Source organism: Bacillus sp. J14TS2 (assembly GCF_018333015.1).
Taxonomy (GTDB): Bacteria; Bacillota; Bacilli; order Bacillales; family Bacillaceae_C; genus Lederbergia.
This window is the reverse complement of sequence record NZ_BORE01000024.1, coordinates 51,085-70,285: the sequence shown is the minus strand read 5'-3', so window position 1 is coordinate 70,285 and position 19,201 is coordinate 51,085. Positions and strand designations below refer to the sequence as shown.

The following is a 19,201-nucleotide window of genomic DNA, read 5'->3' as shown; positions in this document are numbered from 1 at the left end:
GGTGGTTTTTTATATGGAATTACTTATCTCAAATGTTAAAAATTTTGTGTATTTGTTCCTCTGGTTTTTTATTGGTTTCTTATACTTTGCTTTTTATTTAATAAGCGTAATATTTTCCGTTGGAGTAAGTTTTACAGTTGTTGGTATCCCGATTTTAGCAGGGGTTTTTCGAACGATTCCTTTTTTGTTGGATTTAGATCGAAAAGCAGCAGAAAAATATGCGTACATCAATATTCCTACCTTAAAGTGGGACCCACAAGATAAAGTGACAAAGGAAGTTTCAGATAAAAGAAATTGGCTTGCTGTGGGAATTATGATTTTTCCACGATTCCTTCTAGGTTTCTTAACTTTTATTGCTGCTTTTGTCTGTTATTTACTGCCAATAGCGATGATTCTATCTACTTATTTGTATAGATTATTTGATATGACCGTCATGATGATCACGATTGATACATTACCGCGTGCTATTGTAGCTTGCATAATAGGAATCATCTTATTATTGTTGTTACCTCGTTTGGCGGGAACAATTGTAAGGTGGGCAGGAGGTTATACAAAGAATACAATGGAAACAATTCGGAGCTGGCGATAGAATATTTATTGATCTATTATCTTATGGAACCTTTTCTAATCCTACAATATCATTATTTTAATACAAGAAGGTTGAAACTATACACAAGTGTCGTTATAATGAACGATATAAACGACACTTGTGTATAGTTTATTTATGCCTTTTGTCATTCACGATGGAGGGTGGTTTTATGACACCAAAAGTGAGCGAAGAATATAAAAATGAAAGAAAAAGAGAGTTGATTAAAGCAGCAAAGAAGGTGTTTATTGAAAAAGGATATGTGCACACATCAATGCAAGATATTATGGACGAGGCCGGGATCTCTAGAGGGGCATTTTATAGTTATTTTGATAATATTGATCATGTTTTTATCGAAGTTTTAAAATATGATGACCAAAAAGATGTTCAATGTTTTATGTTAACTGGTGGGGAGCGATTATGGCCACAATTAAAAAGCTGGGTTGAGCAACAACAATTTTATATTGAAGCAGCTAATCAAACCTTGCTTCTTGCAAAAGCAGAATTTTTTCTATCATCTAATTATGCAAAGAATAAAGATCATTTCCCTTATATTTCTGAACGCTATACTCGGACTGTAGAAGCTATTGAAAAAGCATTAAACGAAGGCATTCGCAGAAAAGAATTTAAACCTCAACAGTCTACTTATTCGATTGCGAGTTATCTTATATCATTTATAAATGGTTTAATGTTGGACACATTTCAGCTTGGGCATGAGCAAACAAAAGTAAAGGATCAATTATCTGTCTTCCTTTTCACTTTAGAAAAGTTGCTTAATCCAATACATGAAAAATAAGGAGGGGATATTATGTTGTTTGAATCATCAAGAGTTAGATTAAGAAAGATGACAATAGAAGATACAGCGCTTTATCATAAGTGGAGAAATGATATGGATGTTATGTATTCTACCAATCCTTCATTAGATGTTTATCCGTTGGAAGCAACTAGAGAGTTTGTTGAGCAGGTTATCTTGGGATCACATACCAGTAAAAGTTACATCATGGTTGAAAAAAGCAATGAAACATCGATAGGCGTCGTAGCTTTAATTAATATTGATGATAAGAATCGAAATGCTGAATGCATTATTGATATTGGAGAGAAGGAATACTGGAGAGAGGGTTACGGTTCAGAAGGATTAAAATTACTGTTGGACTATGCCTTTTATGAAATGAATTTACATAGAGTTTCTCTTCAGGTATTTTCATTCAATAATAGGGCCATTCGTTTGTATAAAAAAATTGGTTTTCACGAGGAAGGAAATAGTAGAGAAAGCCTATTTAGGGAAGGAAAATGGCATGACATTATCCATATGGGACTTCTGCAAAATGAATACTTCAAAAAGCAAGGTAATTCTCATTAATTGTATCTTTTAAATTAATCTTTACAAACACATATGAAGAACCAACAATGACATTGAGTTGCTCGTGTATAGGAAATCACAATTAACCCGCAAATTTGACAGTGGCAGCTCAGATTTGACGATCTTTTTTTTGAACGGATGATTCTCATTCAAAAGTTGTATATGTGAACCATCTATTTGAGTAGTAGCTTTCCGTCTTCTTCCCGATGTATCCAATGCTCACTTTCTTTAAAGTAATAGTAAGGACTAATTAATAAGGAAGTGAGTGAATCTTATGAAAACGGTTGTGATGATCACAGGTGCATCTAAAGGCCTTGGGAGAGCTTTGACTTTGGCATTCGCAAAACAAGGGGTACGGCTTGCCATTTGTGCAAGAGGAGAAGAGCTGCTGAATAAGGTGGAGTTGGAAGCGCGGGAGCTTGGGGCAGAAGTTGTCGCAGTAGCAGCAGATACCTCTGAAGCCAAGGATGTTGAGCGGTTCGTATCGATTGCGGAAGAAGCGTTTGGCCGGGTGGATGTATTAATTAATAATGCATCCATATTTGGTCCAGGACCTACACTGTTGGCGGATTATCCAGATCATGATTTTGCGGAAGTACTCCGAGTCAATGCGATCAATCCTTTCCTTGTCACGAAACGTGTATTGCCGGGCATGTTAACCCGAAATAAAGGCAGAATCCTTAATGTCACATCAGATGCAGGAAATACGGGATATGCGGAATGGGGTGCTTACGGTATCTCTAAGTTCGCTGTGGAGGGATTAACGCAAACATGGGCCGATGAACTGCAAGATACAGGGGTTAGTATATGTATGGTTGACCCTGGCGAAATGGATACAGAGATGCACTGGATTGCGGTTCCAGATTGTGATTATGAACTGGATGATCCTAATGAGACAGCGAAAGCATTTGTATCGATCGCATTGAATGAATCCCTGGAAGTAAACGGAATGAGATATGAAGCCCCATCTTTTTTAGATGAAGAAGGGGACATTCAATGATGGCTACCCGTTCCTTCCAAGTGCCTAAATATTTAGATGCAAGCACCCCTGCGGAATATAGAGGAATCAATAGAGATCATGTCCGCTTAATGACTCTCGATAAAGTGACAGGAGAATCCTTTCATCATTATTTTGATCAGCTGGATTCCAGTCTGCGTGCCGGGGATTTGCTTGTACTCAATAATAGCCGCACTATTCCGCCTGTGTTAAAAGGAAAAAGAGGGAAGCAAACAATTGAAATTCGATTATCCCGAAAATTATCTGACCATGAATGGGAAGCACTTATTATAGAAGATACATTGAATGTGGGGGAAAAGATAGATTTACCCGGAGAATTGACGGCAACCATTATAGGAAAAGGAAATGAGGCACCTTTGATGATTCTTTCCTTTTCAAAGAGTGGATTGGTTTTATCCGATGCGATTTATCGATACGGAGAGCCGGTTTACTATGAATATATTAAAACACCGTGGCCGTTAGAGATGTATCAAACTGTTTATGCTTCCGTTCCAGGTTCAGTGGAAATGCCTTCAGCAGGAAGAGCCTTTTCTTGGAAGCTGCTTAATAGATTACAGCAAAAGGGAGTCAAAATTGCTTACCTGCAGCTGCATGCTGGATTAAGTTATTATGGACATGACCGCTGGCCTGATCCGAGTAACCATCCCGAAACATTTTGCATTCCAGAAGAAACAGCAGCGTTGGTAAACACAGCGAAAAAAGATAAGGGGCGTGTTATTGCAGTAGGAACAACCGTTGTTCGTGCTCTTGAAACAGCGGTCAACCATACTGGTTATGTTGAAGCACAGGAAGGAATCACACGTCTATATATTCAAAAAGGCTACCCGCTGAGAGCAGTGGACGGACTTTTAACAGGGTTTCATGAACCAGAGGCAAGTCATCTGGATCTGCTTAGTGCTTTTATTGATGAAAAACTGCTTATGAAAGCTTATGAAGAAGCATTGTCGGCCGAATATCTTTGGCATGAGTTTGGTGATATGAATCTAATCCTATCAATGGGAGAGAAGTGATGAGATGGCATCATGCTGGTATTGATGTAGGGAATTTAGCTGATTCTATTTCATTCTATGAAAGGATGTTTAACTTTAAAGTTGAGCAATACCTTACATTGAGCGATGAGAAAATTGCTTTTTTACAAAACGAAGATGTGCGAATCGAATTAATTAAATCAGCGGACAGTCCGTCCCCATGCCATTCAATTCATATAGCGTGGCAAGTTGAAGACATAGAAAGCTGGATGAAAAAGTTGAAAGGAAAGGGACTCTGTTCATCAGATGGTCCCTATAAGCTGAAAAATGGCTGGGTAACTGTTTTTTATGAAGGACCTGATGGTGAGATAATAGAGCTTATTCAAGTGTGCAAGTCATCTGCTTCAATATAAGGCTGTTTATGGATTAAAAAAGCGAAGTGTTTTTCTGGCATAATCGGGCGGTTTCCGTGTTAAAACGGGCGAAACTTTGAATGAATCGGGCCAAACTTCCATCTAATCGGGCGAAGAAATGGAATCTGGCTAAAAAGTGAAATGAATATTCCTCTTTCTTTTTCACAACGCTATCAGCAAAAGATCTCCTGCGACTGATCAGAATGATATAAGGCAGCCTCATCTCTTCCAGAAAGAGAACAATGGACCGCTCCTGCCAAACAACGGATCAGTATCTGGAACAGGAACATTTTGAATATTTTCTATTTTTTTAGGGCGTTCATCTTCTTTTCCATAGCAAAAATCGTATTTATTGCCGTTTGGATATGCGCCAACAACAGCGAACTCTGTACTTTTTTCTATTAATTTATGTCCTGTGCCTGCAGGCAGAACAATAACATCTCCTTTTTTAACTTTAGCTTCTACTCCTTTTTCTCCACCTAATTGAAGATTTGCCCATCCGCTAACTACTGCGAGTACTTCATGGGTATTACTATGATAATGATGGTGAGTGGCCACTGTTCCATTCCATGCACCGTACCAATCATTCTGACTAAAAATTTCTTTTATATCATTTTTAGAATTTAGAACGTTTTCATAAAGAAGTAATGAGTAGTTGGGATTATTAGGGATATGTCCATCATCTTTAAAGTTAAAAGATTTTATTTCAATACTTTCTTGTTTATTCATTGTTGTCCACTCCCATTAATATTTTGTTTTTGTAGGAGTACTTCATTATTTTCCATCAAAAAAATGAATGAGCAATATTGTCCTCCTATGTGCTAATTGATTTTATCCTACATTAACTGGCTGTAAGACTTCTCCTTAGGGATATAGAGAATACGGGGTACACTGCCCTAATCTAGCAAACTTACGATTTCTGATTACGTAAGTCAACATCGATTCACCCTTTGAGCTCCTCATGTTTCCTTTAACAAGAGAGGTGTCGAGAATTAGCCTTTGATACGAATCAGTGGAGGATGAAGGAAAGCCTCCACTGGTTGAAGTTTCACTTTATATAAGCTAAGTTCTATACTACAAACTCGCAATTATCTTACGTTCATCCTCTGTCAATTCAAAATCAAAAATTTCTAAGTTCAAGGCTTGACGCTCTTTGTTATGTGATTTAGGAATCACCACAACACCGCGTTCAATTTGGTAGCGTAAAATGATTTGTGCCCACGTTTTATTGTAGTTTGTTCCGATGGCACTTAGAGCTTCTTGAGCTTCATCACTGACTCTAGTTAATGGTCCCCATGCTTCTGGAATGACTTGATTCTCTAAAGAATAACTGATAATACCGTCGTTCCATTTTCCTGGATGGGATTCAATTTGGTTGACTGCTGGTCGAATGCGAGCATGTTCTAAAAGATGACCTAATTCTTTTTCATCAAAATTGGACACACCAATTTCCTTTAAAATACCTTGATCAACATATTCTTCTAAAACACGCCAAACGCCAGGAATCTCTGCCAAATTATCCCATGGATGATGAATTAAATACAAATCAATATATGATGTATCTAAAGCTGCTAAACTTTCTTCCACCCCACGACGTACTGCAGCTTCATTGGCGGTGTATTCTTCCTTACCAGGAATTTTTGTGGTCAAGAAGAACTCACTTCTAGGTAACCCACTCTCTTTAACCGCTTTACCTACAACAGCTTCATTTCGGTAAGAAATCGCTGTATCAAAATGACGATATCCTAAGGTGATCGCATCTTTCAATTCGGTGGTATCACCATTGATCTCTCCCATATAGTTACGATCTACTTTCCCAAAGGTATTAGTCCCGCTGCCAACAATCGGTAATGTTGAGCCCATGCTTAATGTAACAAATTCCATCAATACTTCCTCCCGTTCATATTAAAATATTCATTTTTAGTAAACTTAGTTTTTCGTAAGAAAATGATGAACCCATTCATTTTTAATTCAAAATATACTTCAACTGTGCTTTACTGTATAACGATGCCATACTAATACTTTCGGAAACTGAAATCACAAATTTAGATTGAAATACACTGTTTAATAGATGTTATAAGAATATCATTAAGTACTGTACCTTCAGCTCAATCGATCGTAATTTTAACCTGTTCAGGTGAATTGAACTGTTCCAAAGTTTTGTCCCGTTATACACATCACTTCCTGTCCAAAATCTTATACTAAAAAAGTAGGCCAGACAGCAACTATACCATTTAGTACCCTTTTAATATTAACATCAATCATTGGGTCCCACTAATCTACTTGAGTTCAGCAAAAGTGGATTGAGACAGGAAAAACAAATAGATGGCCAGGCCTTGGCCGACTCATACTCCCGGACGGAGTCTGCAAATACTTTCTCCCATTGCTCGTCTTTGAAGTTTAGCATTTTTTTACATTACTCAAAAACGGTGTTTCCTATCTTATTATTTTTATGAACATCTTCTGTTCCTGCATCAAGTGCTGTCCTATAATATTGACATTTATGTTCGATAACACCTAGTGTCTTTTTTAGTTCCTCCATTTGTGTCTCGACAACATCTTTTTGTTTCATAAATAGATCGTATCTTTGTTGTAGACTGGCATCTCCATCAGAACACCATTGAATAAATTGCTTAATATCTTTAATGGTCATTCCGCTAGATTTCAGGCATTGAATTATTTTTAATAAGTCTAAATCTGAATCTTTAAACACTCTAGTTCCACTAGCGGTCCGTTCTACAAAAGGGATAAGTCCCTCTCGATCGTAATAACGTAAAGTATGGATAGTGAGATTCAACTTTTTGGCAACATCACTGATAGAGATAGGTCATTCTTAATTCTCCCTTTTTTAAAAGATAAGAAAGCAAGACTGGGCAGTTGTTGTCCAGCTTCAGGCGTCATCGCAGGAGCGAGTCCATCGGCGTTGCGACGTACAGGACGTACTAGTGCAGACGAAGCGACAGGACGTTCGCGTTTGAGTCTGCCGCAGCCGTTCACCCTTATTAAGAAAGTTTGTACGTCACTAAACGGACGCCAACACCTCAATAATTCTCGCTTTATAAATATAAACCTTGAGCTAACTTAATGTTTGGGAGGAATTTTAACAAAGTATTTGGTAAGTGTCAAAATGAATGAAGAACAAGCAGAAAAGTTCTTTTTTGCAAATAGTAGATTCAATGTTAAATTGTCTTTTTTATGTTGGAAGGGTGGTTGAAAAAGATTGAACTAAATTCTAAGAAAAAGATCTAATCACTTGACCTAGAGTTAACTTCATGGAGTAACATAGTTTCCAAGAAAAAAGGTGGGACAGATGGGTTAAAGTAAAATTTTATCAGCATTCCTATCTATTGCTAACACCTTATTTTAACAAATATTATCGGAGGTTTTAATTATGGTAACTGCTAAAGCGCGAGCTGTCGATGGTCCAAACAAATCATTTCGAGAAGCTGAAATTGCACGTCGAAATCTGGATAAAAAGGATATATTAATTGAAATCAAATATGCAGGTATATGTCATTCTGATATTCACACTGCTCATGGTGAATGGGGAGATGTGCATTATCCGCTTGTTCCTGGGCACGAAATTGCAGGGATTGTCACAGAGGTTGGACCTGAGGTTACGAAATATCAAATCGGTGATCGTGTAGGTGTTGGCTGTATGGTTGATTCCTGCGGAGAATGTGAGAATTGTCTTCGAGGGGAAGAACAATATTGTGTAGAAGGAAATATTCAGACCTATGCGGGTGTAGACAAATATGGTGAACCAACGCAAGGCGGCTATTCGACCCATATTGTGGTGGTGGAAGATTTCGTTGTTAAAATTCCAGACAATATCGAACTTGATGTCGCCGCTCCTTTACTTTGTGCGGGAATTACAACCTATTCCCCGTTAAACCATTGGAAAGCTGGATCAGGTAAGAAGGTAGCTGTTGTAGGGATGGGCGGACTTGGTCATATGGCCGTCAAAATTGCACATGCGATGGGGGCAGAGGTAACAGTTCTCTCGCAAACATTGAATAAAAAAGATGACGGATTACAATTTGGTGCTGATGATTACTACGCTACAAGTAATCCAGAAACATTTGAGAAACTATCCGGCTCTTTTGATTTAATTATTAATACAGTGAGTGCAAAAATCGATATGGATGCCTATTTTGGATTGCTGACACTTGATGGCACATTGGTTAATGTTGGTGCTCCCGGAGAACCTTTATCCTTAAATGTACAATCTCTAATTGGTCATCGTCGTTCGTTTGCAGGTTCCTCGATTGGCGGTATTCGAGAGACACAAGAAATGTTAGATTTTTGTGCCGAGCATAACATTGCTCCTCAAATTGAGGTTATTTCTGCTGATCAAATTGATGAAGCATACGAACGTGTCCTGGCTTCTGATGTCAGATATCGATTCGTAATCGATATTAGCACAATGTAGTTTATCCCGCATTAACGGGCAGTAATACCCCCACCTCAAGGCTTTAGAGAATACGGAGTAGCATAGGTGGGGGATAACTGCCCGTAAAAGCCCGATTGGTTCAGGCCAACAAGATGTTGGTCACAAAGGCGTAGCGACAGGATGTCGCGATTTTAGCCTTTGATCCTCTGAAATCAGTGGGGGATGAAAGAAAACCCCCACTGATTGAAGGTTCACTTTATGTGAGATAGTAAATACGAAGCAATAGTTGAATGATCGTTCTATCACGATCATTCAACTAATGAAGCCTGGAAAGATTCTTTATATCAAGAGCATTGTATGAAGGGTGATGTAAATGAAAAAAATCTTAACAAGCTATCTAATCGGTATTCTATTCCTTATTGCCTGTTCTGCAAATGATAAGCAAAATCCTCCTAGTAACCAAAACTCGCCAAATAATTCGCAAAATTCAAAAGAAAAGGAAGTATCATCGACTATTGAAGGTCTAGAAGTCATTGCAGAAAATTTAGATGTTCCTTGGTCTATCGAAAATTTGGAGGATACTTTTTATTTAACAGAAAGGCCAGGAAGCATTGTCAAAATAGAAGAGGGAGAAGTGGAACGACAAAATGTAGAACTCGAGCAAGAGGTATCAACAGCCTCAGAGGCTGGGTTACTTGGCTTTGTCCTTGCTCCTGATTTTTCCAAATCAAACCTAGCCTATGCCTACTATACGTATGAAAATAGCGAGGGACAATTTAACCGCATTGTAACACTTCAATTGGAAGGGGATGTGTGGAGAGAAGAGAGTCTGCTTCTTGACCAGATTCCTAGCGGTTCTTACCACCATGGAGGAAGACTTAAAATCGGGCCAGACGAAAAACTATATGCAACAGCTGGGGATGCTGCTGAGCGGGAAATAGCACAGGAACTTAATTCTTTAGGTGGAAAAATTCTAAGAATGAATTTAGATGGATCTGTACCAGATGATAACCCGTTTTCAGATTCCTATGTCTATAGTTATGGACATCGTAATCCCCAAGGAATGACTTGGTTGCCCGATGGTACGATGTATGCAAGTGAACATGGTGATAATGCCAATGATGAGGTGAACGTAATTGAAGCGGGTCAAAATTACGGCTGGCCAATTATTGAAGGCAATGAGGAAGAAATTGGGATGGTTTCGCCACTATTCACTTCTGGACAGGAATCAACTTGGGCACCATCTGGGATGGACCATGATAATGGGAAGTTGTACGTTGCGGCATTAAGAGGAAATGCGGTTCTAGAATTTGATCCTGAAACAGGTGAATACCGTGAAGTCGTAACTGATCTTGGAAGAATTCGAGACGTATGGATTGAGGATGGTAATCTTTATTTTATTAGTAATAATAAAGATGGACGGGGGATTTCCCAAGGGAATGATGATAGGCTATATAAAATTTCGCTTTCAGAATTAGATGAACAATAGAAGCGTAAGAATTATTTTCACCAACTGTAACCAAATTTACAAATGCTGTTATTCTTCAAAGAGTGCCTAGTATTGCCCTAGAGCCGACTTCAGGGTTGATAGTGTAACTATCGATAGAATGGCAATTAAAGAGATAAGGTAGGTATTCCTACAGGCTCCAGTGCCCAGCGATTAGCAAACTTTTATTTCCAGGGAGTGAAGAATTTGAAAAAGGTAAAAATAGCCGGAAGAGAAGTTTTTCCCATAGGCTTAGGTACTTCGAATGTGGGAGACAATGCAGGTAAATTTTCTCAAGAAGTAGAAGCAATAAGAGCGGGCCTTGAACACGGTGTTCAGGTGATTGATACTGCTGAAATGTATGGTAATGGCAATGCTGAACGTTTGGTTGGTCATGCAATTGAACCTTTTGACCGGGAAAAACTTTTTCTAGTTTCAAAGGTTCTTCCTAATAATGCTTCCAAAAAGCAAATTCCCCTCAGCTTAGAAAATTCCTTAAACGGTTGAAAACAGATTATGTAGCTCTTTACTTGCTCCATTGGAAAGGCGGTATTCCGATAGAAGAAACAATAGAAGCAATGGAAAAAGCTAGAATACAGGGGAAAATTAAGGCTTGGGGAGTTTCTAATTTTGATGTCAATGATATGCTGAAATTATTAAAACTGCCTAAAGGTCATTGCTGTGCTGCGAACCAAGTTCGTTATAATTTAGGAGATCGTGGAATTGATTTCGATTTAGTTCCTACGATGAAAGAAAAAAACATACCATTAATGGCATATGCTCCTGTAGCAAGAGGGGATCGTTTAGGGACTGCTTTAACGAAACAAAAAGTTTTATTAGATATTTCGAAAAAGCATCATGCAGATGTTTTTCAAATTTTATTGGCATGGTGTATTCGAAATGAGCATACCATTGCGATTCCCAAATCTAGTAATTCGGAACATGTTATCAATAATGTAAAGGCTGCAGATATTCAGCTTACAAAAGAGGATCTAGTTAAAATAGACTCTGTCTATCCAGAACCAATTGTTAGCGAACCGCTAGCTTTGTGGTAAGTGATGAGACTATGAGGCTGGGACACAAAACGAACGATCGCCGCTTCAGAAACTTACTTTCCCTTGTATGAGGTCTCAGCCTCCTCTAACTTGCATCATTCATAAACACACAATAGGGAAAGATTATTTCTATAAACATATTAATATTTAATTGAAAAAAATACATTTTATGTTAACGTTTATAGTAACATTAAAGGGGAATTTGATAGTACTTTAACAATTTTTCTGAATTTTCCCCCATCGCAAGGGCGCTGAGTAGGGCAAGAGGGGAAAACATTAAAATTCATAAACACTATTGGGGGGACTTGTGATGGAGTTAGCTAAGGAAGTAATGGAAATCCCTGTATTTATCGGTAATTCTAGAGTGGATTTTAGAGAAAAGGAAGTGCCGGTTCCCGGCCCAGGACAATTATTGATTCAGGTGAAGGCGAATGCCTTATGTGGTTCAGAACGCAATCAATTTTTTGATGGAAGTAAAGTGACCCCAGGGCATGAAGCATCCGGAATGGTAATGGCAGTCGGAGAAGATACAAAAACAGTGGTGGGAACACCTGGCGTTATATTTCTGATGGATTACTGTGGTGTATGTCGAAACTGTCAATCTGGTAATACAAATCAATGTCAAGAAAAACGAGGGGACTATGGCTTTAATAAAGATGGAGGATATAGCCCTTATATTGTTGTGAATGAAAGTGTTTTCTTCCCGATTGATCCATCAATCCCATTGACTGAAGCAACGATGCTGTTAGATATCATGGGTACAGGGGGACATGCAATAAAGCGTGCAGAACTTGTACATCCAGATATTAGGTCTGTACTTATTGCTGGAGCGGGTCCAATTGGTCTTGGTGTGCTGGCTATGTGTCAGCTGCTTCTCGGTAAAAAGGTTCCAGTATATATCATGGATTATGTATCATATCGTCTTGATTTGGCAGAAAAGTTAGGTGCGATTCCGATTGATTTAAATGAGTCATCTTTGGAGGATGCGCTGAAACGAGTCAATTGTAAGGGAGTAGATGCGGCTTTCGATACAAGCGGTAAAACCGCAGCTAGAAAATCTGTGTTAAATGCACTTAATCAACGCGGTGTACTCGTTTGTATCGGACATGGCCAAGAACTACATTTAGAGGTTTCTCATGATTTGATTGCGACTGAACGGGCTGTTTTAGGAAGTGAATACTTTCAATATAATGAATTGGAAAGGAATAATAGACTCCTGAAAGAAAATCTAGCATACATGCAACAAATCATTACACATCGTTTTAATGTTAAAGATATTCAGCATGCTTTTGAATTATTTTTTATGGGAAACACAGGAAAGGTGATTATTGAGCATGCCTGAAAATAAGCAAATAAAAGTGGCTGTGATTGGAACAGGCGGCTGGGGATATCAGCATGCACGGGTATTTAAAGATCGCGAAGATGTTCATTTATGTGCGATTGTTGGTCGTAATTCAGAGAAGACAAAAGTACGGGCCGAGTTATTTGCAACAAAAGCTTATACAAATATTGAAAAGATGTTAGAGATGGAACAACCCGATTTGGTTAGTATATGTCTGCCAAATCAGCAACACTTCGCTCCAACTCTTCAAGTTATTCAGGCTGGTTTTCCTTTATTAGTTGAAAAACCAATTGCCTTTGAGTTAGAAGAAGCAGAAATACTTTTGAATGAGGCGGACAAACGAAATTTATTTTTTGCCATTAACTTCAATCATCGTTATGCTAAGCCAGTTCAGTTAGCCTATGATGCTATGAAAAATGGGGAAATTGGCGATGTATCTTTTGTTTCTTGGCGATTCGGCGGAGAAGGATCAAGCAATCACCCTTATGCTAATTTGATCGAGACACAATGTCATGGTTTCGATATGCTTGAACATTTATGCGGTCCTATAAAATCTGTTATGGCGGAAATGGCAGATATAACTGGCGGTGGCTTTCAAACAATGTCATTGTCACTTAGATTTGAAAGTGGGGCGGTCGGAAATTTAATTGGAACCTATGAATCTTCATATGCTTATCCTGAAACTCACCGTGTAGAAATTAATGGGATCAAGGGAAGATCGGTTATTTATGATACTGTAAAAAAATATTCCTTTCATTCTACAGGAAGTGAATTTGGTGAAGTATGGGAAGCAGGTTATTTTAATGATCCAAACAGAGAATTTCATAAAACTTTCGATCGGCATATTGATGCTCTACTGGAAGCATTAAAATCTGGAAAGCCAGCTCCTGTACATGCTGAAGCAGGGTATCGTGCTCTTAAAATTGCTTATGCTGCAATCAAATCCTTTCATTCGGGAATGAGAATAGAAATATCAGAATAAATAGTAGGCGGTGATGAAGCGATGCTCTATAAACAGGATGGAGAGCTAATAAACGAAATAAAAAACACAAATACATATAAGGCCGAAGTGGCTATTTGGAGCTTGGGCCAATCGGGAATTATTCTCAAAGGCGAAAACGGCTTCATCTGTATAGACCCGTATCTGACCTATTCGATAGAGTTGGATAATCCAGATACTGAATTCAAAAGGTCCTTCCCACCTCCGTTATCACCAGAACAATTAGCGGGAATTGACGGAGTGCTCATTACACATTTTCATGATGATCATATGAATTTAGAGACATTACAACAAATATCCCAGATCTCTGAAAAGACTAGCTTTGTAGCACCCGCTTCCCATTCATCTTGGCTTAGCGATATCGGGATTCATAACATGATCAAGGTTGCGAATGATTCAAGCTTTGTAGCACCCGCTTCCCATTCATCTTGGCTTAGCGATATCGGGATTCATAACATGATCAAGGTTGCGAATGATTCAAGCTTCCATATTGAGAGCTTTACTATTATTCCCATTGAAGTTGCTCATACACGATATGAAAGAGATCAAAATGGAAATCCATACTATTTTGGTTATTTTATTGAAGTAAACGGTGTTAAAGTGTTTCATAGCGGCGACACGATTGCAACGAAGGAAATAATCGATAAAGTAGCTGGATTACAACCGGATATTGTGTTTGTACCTATTAATGGAACAGACTATTCAAGAACATCAAGAGGAATCATTGGAAATATGAATTATCGTGAAGCTGTGGATTTTGGTATCGAAGTGGGAGCGGATTTAATTATTCCTATGCATTATGATATGTTCCCAAATAATAGTGAAAATCCCGCTTATTTTGTAGATTATATTTTTCATCATTACCCCTCTCAAAAATTTCATATGATGGTCGCTGGAGAGCGATTCATTTACAGAAAAGAACAAAAGCGCAAGCGCCCGTTTAGCGACGTACAAACTTTCATAGTAAGGATGAACAGCTAAAAACGCGCCGTCCTGGCGCAACGCTGTTCTGACCTACATCCTGTAGGCCTGAGATAAAGGAAACACCATGAGCTTGGAAAGCGAATGGATGTTGACTCATCGTAGGAAGAAACCGAAAGTTTGCTAGTCGCTGGGCGATGGAGCTGGATGTCAAGCCGCAACGTAAACAGTTATCCACAGGCCAAGATTTTTATAGTTTCCTTAAAAATAAGAAAAGCTCCAGGCGCCCGCCGATGGCGCCTGGAGCTAGATCAAGTATTAGCCGAAATTTATACTTTCTCACCTTTAAATAAAAACATAGATATAAACATAGAAGCAAAGGAGAATACATATGGATTCTGTTTTACAAACAATAAATGAACACAAAATTATCTCAATCATTAGAGCAGATGCTGATGCGGATTTGCAACAGGTTGTTGATAGCCTTTATGCAGGAGGCATTCGCATTTTAGAAATTACGATGAATACACCAGGTGCATTGGATGCCATTAAGACTGTAAAACAGCGTTATCCAGATATATTGGTAGGTGCGGGAACGGTTTTAGATTCGGAAACAGTAAGGTTAGCGATTCTTGCGGGGGCATCATTTTTATTAGCCCCGACCCTAAATGAAGCAGCGATTATTACGGCTAATCGTTATAATGTACCGATCATTCCAGGTGTATTAACGCCAACAGAAGTGGTAAGAGCCTCTGAATTAGGGGCAAAGGTGGTAAAAATCTTCCCAGTCAGTACATTAGGTCCAACATATATAAAGGATTTAAAAGGACCACTCGCACAAATTGAGATGATTCCTGTTGGGGGAGTGACAGCTGATACGGTCATTGATTTTTTAGAAGCAGGGAGCTTTGCCTTAGGTGTAGGGTCCCCGATTGTTGATAAAAATCTAGTCAAACAGAAAAACTTTGCTGAGATCCAACGAAGAGCTGAAGAAATGGTGAAGATTGTAAGTGCTTATAAACGGTAAATTATGGGTGATGAGAAAATTGTTGAAATGAAAATTAAAGTGTGAGGGAGATTGACATATGAAAATTACAGGGTTTGAATGCTTTATCGTTCCACCAAGATGGAATTTTTTGAAAATCGAAACGGACGAAGGCATTGTTGGATGGGGAGAACCTGTTGTTGAGGGCAGGGCACACTCTGTAAAAGCGGCAGTGGAAGAATTAATGACATATTTAATTGGAAAAGATCCATTACGTATCGAAGATCATTGGAATATGCTGTACCGATCTGGTTTTTATCGCGGAGGACCGATATTAATGAGTGCGCTTGCCGGAATTGACCAGGCTTTATGGGATATAAAAGGTAAGTATCTCCATTCACCAATTTACCAGTTGATGGGCGGAGCTTGTCGCGATTCGATTCGGGTGTATTCATGGATAGGCGGTGATCGACCGTCTGATGTAGGAGAAGCAGCAAAAAAAGCTGTAGAGGTCGGATTTACTGCTGTAAAAATGAACGGAACTGAGGAGCTACAATATATTGATTCTTATAAGAAAGTAGATGAGGCAGTCGAGCGTATTGCTGCAATCAGAGAGGCTGTTGGATCTGATGTGGGGATTGGGGTTGACTTCCATGGTCGTGTACATAAGCCAATGGCAAAAGTTTTAGTGAAAGAACTCGAGCCCTATCGTCCTATGTTCATTGAAGAACCGGTTTTACCTGAAAATAACGAAGCATTAAAAGAGATCGCTAAGCACACACATATTCCAATTGCGACAGGAGAAAGAATGTTCTCAAGATGGGATTTTAAACCGATACTCGAAGAGGGATATGTCGATATCATTCAGCCAGATTTATCACATGCTGGAGGGATTACAGAAGTGAAGAAAATTGCTTCAATGGCAGAAGCCTATGATGTCGCTCTTGCACCACATTGTCCATTAGGTCCAATCGCTTTAGCGGCTTGTCTGCAAGTAGATGCAACATCCCATAATGCCTTTATCCAAGAACAAAGTCTGGGTATTCATTATAATAAAGGAAACGATATTCTTGATTATATCAAGGATCGTACTGTTTTTGATTATAAAGATGGTTATGTGAAAATTCCGGATGGTCCAGGATTAGGGATTGAAATAGATGAGGACTATGTACGGGAACGAGCAAAGCTTGGGCATGATTGGAAAAATCCTGTTTGGCGTCATAAAGATGGCAGTATTGCAGAGTGGTAGTAAGTTAACCTTGGACCAGCATTAAATTTAAAAAACACACGTGAAAAGCCAACAATGATGTTGGTTTTTTATGTGTGTTTTACTATTTTATAATAAGTGAATTTTTGGCAATACTCTATTTAGTAGTATACATCAAATATATTTATAAGTCTATATTTTTCGATATTTACTTGCTAAAATAACGAGACATTCAGTTAAGGAGGAGACAGTGTGCCATTTGCAGAAGAAAAGAAGGAATTAAACAAAAAATTAGCTATTATTAACAAGCAATATGAGGAGGTAGCAGCAAAATCTGGATATGTTGGTGATGATATTACTGAATTAGCCTTAGATGACAGTAGGAAGAGAATGCTAGAATCATTAATCAGTGCTAAGAAAGAACCTTATTTTGCTCGACTTGATTTTAAAGAAAAAGATGAAGTAAGAGTTGTTTATATTGGAAAAGCGGGTGTTTTTGATGAGAAGAACGGGAATGTTATCATTACCGACTGGCGTGCGCCGATTTCCAGTCTATTCTATGGCTTTAGTGGGAGTGAAGATGATGTATATTATCAATCACCTGATGGCATTGTTGAGGGTGAAATCAATTTAAAAAGAAATATCGTCACCTATGACCAGGAGCTGCAAAGAGTAGTAGACCGCTATATTCGCGGAGAACAGGAATCATCTGGAGGAGATGAATTTCTATTATATAAATTAGGTGATCAAAAGGATAATCGACTTCGTGACATTGTCGCCACCATTCAGGGCGAGCAAAATGAAATTATTCGTTATCCTTTAAATCAAGCTGTCATTATCCAGGGAGTAGCTGGGAGTGGAAAAACGACTGTAGCCCTTCATCGACTAGCCTATTTGTTATATGAATACCGTGAGCAATTAAACGCACATCGCATGATTATCTTTGCACCTAACACGATCTTTCTCGATTATATTTCTCAAGTACTACCTGAATTGGGCGTGGGAGATATTGTGCAAACAACCTTTCCAAAATGGGCAATGACGATTATTGATGATCCAAATTGCCAACTGGAATCTCTTAGCAAAAGAAGAAAGAACTTTTTTGAATCAGATCGTGTTGAGCGGGATAACTTGAAAGGAACATTAGTATTTCAACAGAAAATAAAAGCGCAATTATCACAATTAGAGCAAGACTGGCTTCCAGAAGAAGACTTTATTCCCTGGGAAAATAAACAAGGTGTTTCCCTAGAGAAAATAAAACATTGGGTAGCAAACGATTTTAAAGATAGCCCTGTGACAAAGAAATACGAAAGACTTAAAGCGAAATTAACACGTTGGGTTGAAATTGAGGCAAAGATGTATGAAGAGAAAAAAGAACAAGCGCAAGCACGGAAAGAGGGAAAGACGCAACTAAGAAAATACTTACGTAAATGGAAAAAAAGAAAGCCCTATGAGTTGTATGCAGAAATCTTAAAAAGAATGGGGAAAGCGGACATTTTACCACCAAAGAAAAATATAGCTCTAGATGATTTAGCTCCTTTATTGGATATTCACGATTATTGGTTTGGCATCGAGAAAGAAGATCGGTTTGATCATGTTGTCATTGACGAGGCGCAAGACTTCTCCCCCTATCAAGTTTCTGTATTAAATGCGCGCACAAAAAAAGCATCATTTACGATATTAGGAGATTTGGCACAAGGTATTCATCATGATGAAGGGATTGACGAATGGGAACGTTTTATTGAACTTTTCGATCGATCTCGTGCAAAATTCTTCCAAATGACGAAAAGCTATCGTTCCACCTATGAGATTATTGCTTTTTCCAACAAGATCCTCCGTCATCTCGCTAGCCCACCCGCATATGCAGAGCCAGTATTTCGGAGCGGGGATGATGTGCAGATTCAACAAATACAACCAGAAGATAAAGCGGAGAAAATCGTAAGCTGGGTGAATGAAATGAAACACAAGGGCATGAACACCATTGCCGTTATTTTACGAACTGAATCAGCATGTGACCAAATTTATGCCCAACTAAAAAAAGAACTTCCAGAATTAAATATGATGACAACCGAAGATCAAACATACGAAGGCGGGATCTCCTTATTACCAGTGTATGTATCAAAAGGATTAGAATTTGATTCCGTACTGATGGTCGATGTTGATGAGATAGATTATCCAAACACAGAGCAAACAACAAAATTATTATATGTCGGTTGCACAAGAGCACTTCATCATTTATCAATTATGTATAGTGGGAAACCATCTGAATTGATTTCGATTGGATAGAGAAACATTACAAAGTTAAAAGCCGATTTATTTATAAAAAAAGATGACCCTAATTTCAATCATGAAATTAGGGTCATCTTTTTATGAATATAGATATAGTGAGCAAATTTAAAGAGGAGCAGACACATCCAGTCCCCTTAAGTGTAAGCCGAAGCTATACACCGCAATTAGTTATATATTA

17 protein-coding genes and 1 pseudogene are annotated in these 19,201 nt (G+C 38.5%); 15 read left to right on the top strand and 3 right to left on the bottom strand.

Annotation, left to right across the window (positions count from 1 at the left end):
* The 6 genes from KI375_RS25030 to KI375_RS25005 form a co-directional block, all read left to right on the top strand.
* Positions 1–589 (top strand): sensor domain-containing protein (locus KI375_RS25030; protein WP_212976098.1); only part of this gene is annotated, 589 nt, incomplete at its 5' end.
* A 169-nt stretch (positions 590–758) separates the two neighbouring features.
* Entirely contained in the window at positions 759–1,382 is a 624-nt protein-coding gene (locus KI375_RS25025; RefSeq protein WP_212976097.1) for a TetR/AcrR family transcriptional regulator, read from the top strand.
* Positions 1,383–1,394: 12 nt separating this feature from the next.
* A complete protein-coding gene (locus KI375_RS25020; protein WP_212976096.1) occupies positions 1,395–1,946 on the top strand; it encodes a GNAT family N-acetyltransferase in 552 nt (183 codons plus the stop codon).
* Between the two features lie 274 nt (positions 1,947–2,220).
* Positions 2,221–2,946 (top strand): SDR family NAD(P)-dependent oxidoreductase, encoded by a 726-nt coding sequence (locus tag KI375_RS25015; protein WP_212976095.1) that lies wholly within the window; start codon positions 2,221–2,223, stop codon positions 2,944–2,946.
* Positions 2,943–3,974, top strand: a complete 1,032-nt coding sequence (locus KI375_RS25010) for an S-adenosylmethionine:tRNA ribosyltransferase-isomerase (RefSeq protein ID WP_212976094.1) — start codon at positions 2,943–2,945, stop codon at positions 3,972–3,974. Before KI375_RS25015 ends, KI375_RS25010 begins: the two co-directional genes overlap by 4 nt.
* Positions 3,974–4,345: a VOC family protein gene (locus tag KI375_RS25005; RefSeq protein ID WP_212976093.1), complete on the top strand. Its 372-nt coding sequence runs from the start codon at positions 3,974–3,976 to the stop codon at positions 4,343–4,345. The genes KI375_RS25010 and KI375_RS25005 overlap by 1 nt, the downstream gene beginning before the upstream one ends.
* A 219-nt stretch (positions 4,346–4,564) precedes the next feature.
* Here the strand turns inward: KI375_RS25005 and KI375_RS25000 are convergent, their stop codons facing one another.
* The 3 genes from KI375_RS25000 to KI375_RS24990 all read right to left on the bottom strand — a co-directional run bounded on the left by KI375_RS25000 (position 4,565) and on the right by KI375_RS24990 (position 7,169).
* Positions 4,565–5,074 (bottom strand): cupin domain-containing protein, encoded by a 510-nt coding sequence (locus tag KI375_RS25000; protein WP_212976092.1) that lies wholly within the window; start codon positions 5,072–5,074, stop codon positions 4,565–4,567.
* Between the two features lie 345 nt (positions 5,075–5,419).
* Positions 5,420–6,229, bottom strand: coding sequence for an aldo/keto reductase family protein (locus tag KI375_RS24995; RefSeq protein WP_212976091.1), 810 nt, complete (start codon positions 6,227–6,229; stop codon positions 5,420–5,422).
* A gap of 532 nt (positions 6,230–6,761) precedes the next feature.
* Complete coding sequence (locus KI375_RS24990; RefSeq protein WP_212976103.1) at positions 6,762–7,169, bottom strand: MerR family transcriptional regulator; 408 nt, start codon at positions 7,167–7,169, stop codon at positions 6,762–6,764.
* A gap of 567 nt (positions 7,170–7,736) precedes the next feature.
* On the opposite strand from KI375_RS24990, the gene KI375_RS24985 reads away from it, so the two are divergent.
* From KI375_RS24985 to KI375_RS24945, 9 genes and pseudogenes are all read left to right on the top strand, one after another.
* The gene (locus KI375_RS24985; RefSeq protein WP_212976090.1) at positions 7,737–8,777 is read left to right on the top strand and encodes an NAD(P)-dependent alcohol dehydrogenase; all 1,041 of its coding nucleotides are present in this window, start codon (positions 7,737–7,739) and stop codon (positions 8,775–8,777) included.
* 334 nt (positions 8,778–9,111) lie between these two features.
* Complete coding sequence (locus tag KI375_RS24980) at positions 9,112–10,227, top strand: PQQ-dependent sugar dehydrogenase (RefSeq protein WP_212976089.1); 1,116 nt, start codon at positions 9,112–9,114, stop codon at positions 10,225–10,227.
* A 195-nt stretch (positions 10,228–10,422) separates the two neighbouring features.
* A pseudogene (locus KI375_RS28060) lies at positions 10,423–11,279 on the top strand (aldo/keto reductase).
* 310 nt (positions 11,280–11,589) lie between these two features.
* On the top strand, positions 11,590–12,621 hold the full coding sequence (locus KI375_RS24970) for an alcohol dehydrogenase catalytic domain-containing protein (RefSeq protein ID WP_212976088.1): 1,032 nt from the start codon (positions 11,590–11,592) through the stop codon (positions 12,619–12,621).
* Entirely contained in the window at positions 12,614–13,603 is a 990-nt protein-coding gene (locus tag KI375_RS24965; protein WP_212976087.1) for a Gfo/Idh/MocA family protein, read from the top strand. The genes KI375_RS24970 and KI375_RS24965 overlap by 8 nt, the downstream gene beginning before the upstream one ends.
* A gap of 21 nt (positions 13,604–13,624) precedes the next feature.
* The gene (locus tag KI375_RS24960; protein ID WP_212976086.1) at positions 13,625–14,602 is read left to right on the top strand and encodes an MBL fold metallo-hydrolase; all 978 of its coding nucleotides are present in this window, start codon (positions 13,625–13,627) and stop codon (positions 14,600–14,602) included.
* 331 nt (positions 14,603–14,933) lie between these two features.
* Positions 14,934–15,569 (top strand): bifunctional 4-hydroxy-2-oxoglutarate aldolase/2-dehydro-3-deoxy-phosphogluconate aldolase, encoded by a 636-nt coding sequence (locus tag KI375_RS24955; RefSeq protein WP_212976085.1) that lies wholly within the window; start codon positions 14,934–14,936, stop codon positions 15,567–15,569.
* 58 nt (positions 15,570–15,627) lie between these two features.
* Positions 15,628–16,776 carry a galactonate dehydratase gene (dgoD, locus tag KI375_RS24950; RefSeq protein WP_212976084.1) on the top strand — a complete coding sequence of 383 codons (1,149 nt, stop codon included), beginning with the start codon at positions 15,628–15,630 and terminating at the stop codon, positions 16,774–16,776.
* A gap of 210 nt (positions 16,777–16,986) precedes the next feature.
* The gene (locus KI375_RS24945; RefSeq protein WP_212976083.1) at positions 16,987–19,020 is read left to right on the top strand and encodes a HelD family protein; all 2,034 of its coding nucleotides are present in this window, start codon (positions 16,987–16,989) and stop codon (positions 19,018–19,020) included.
* Positions 19,021–19,201: the final 181 nt, after the last annotated feature.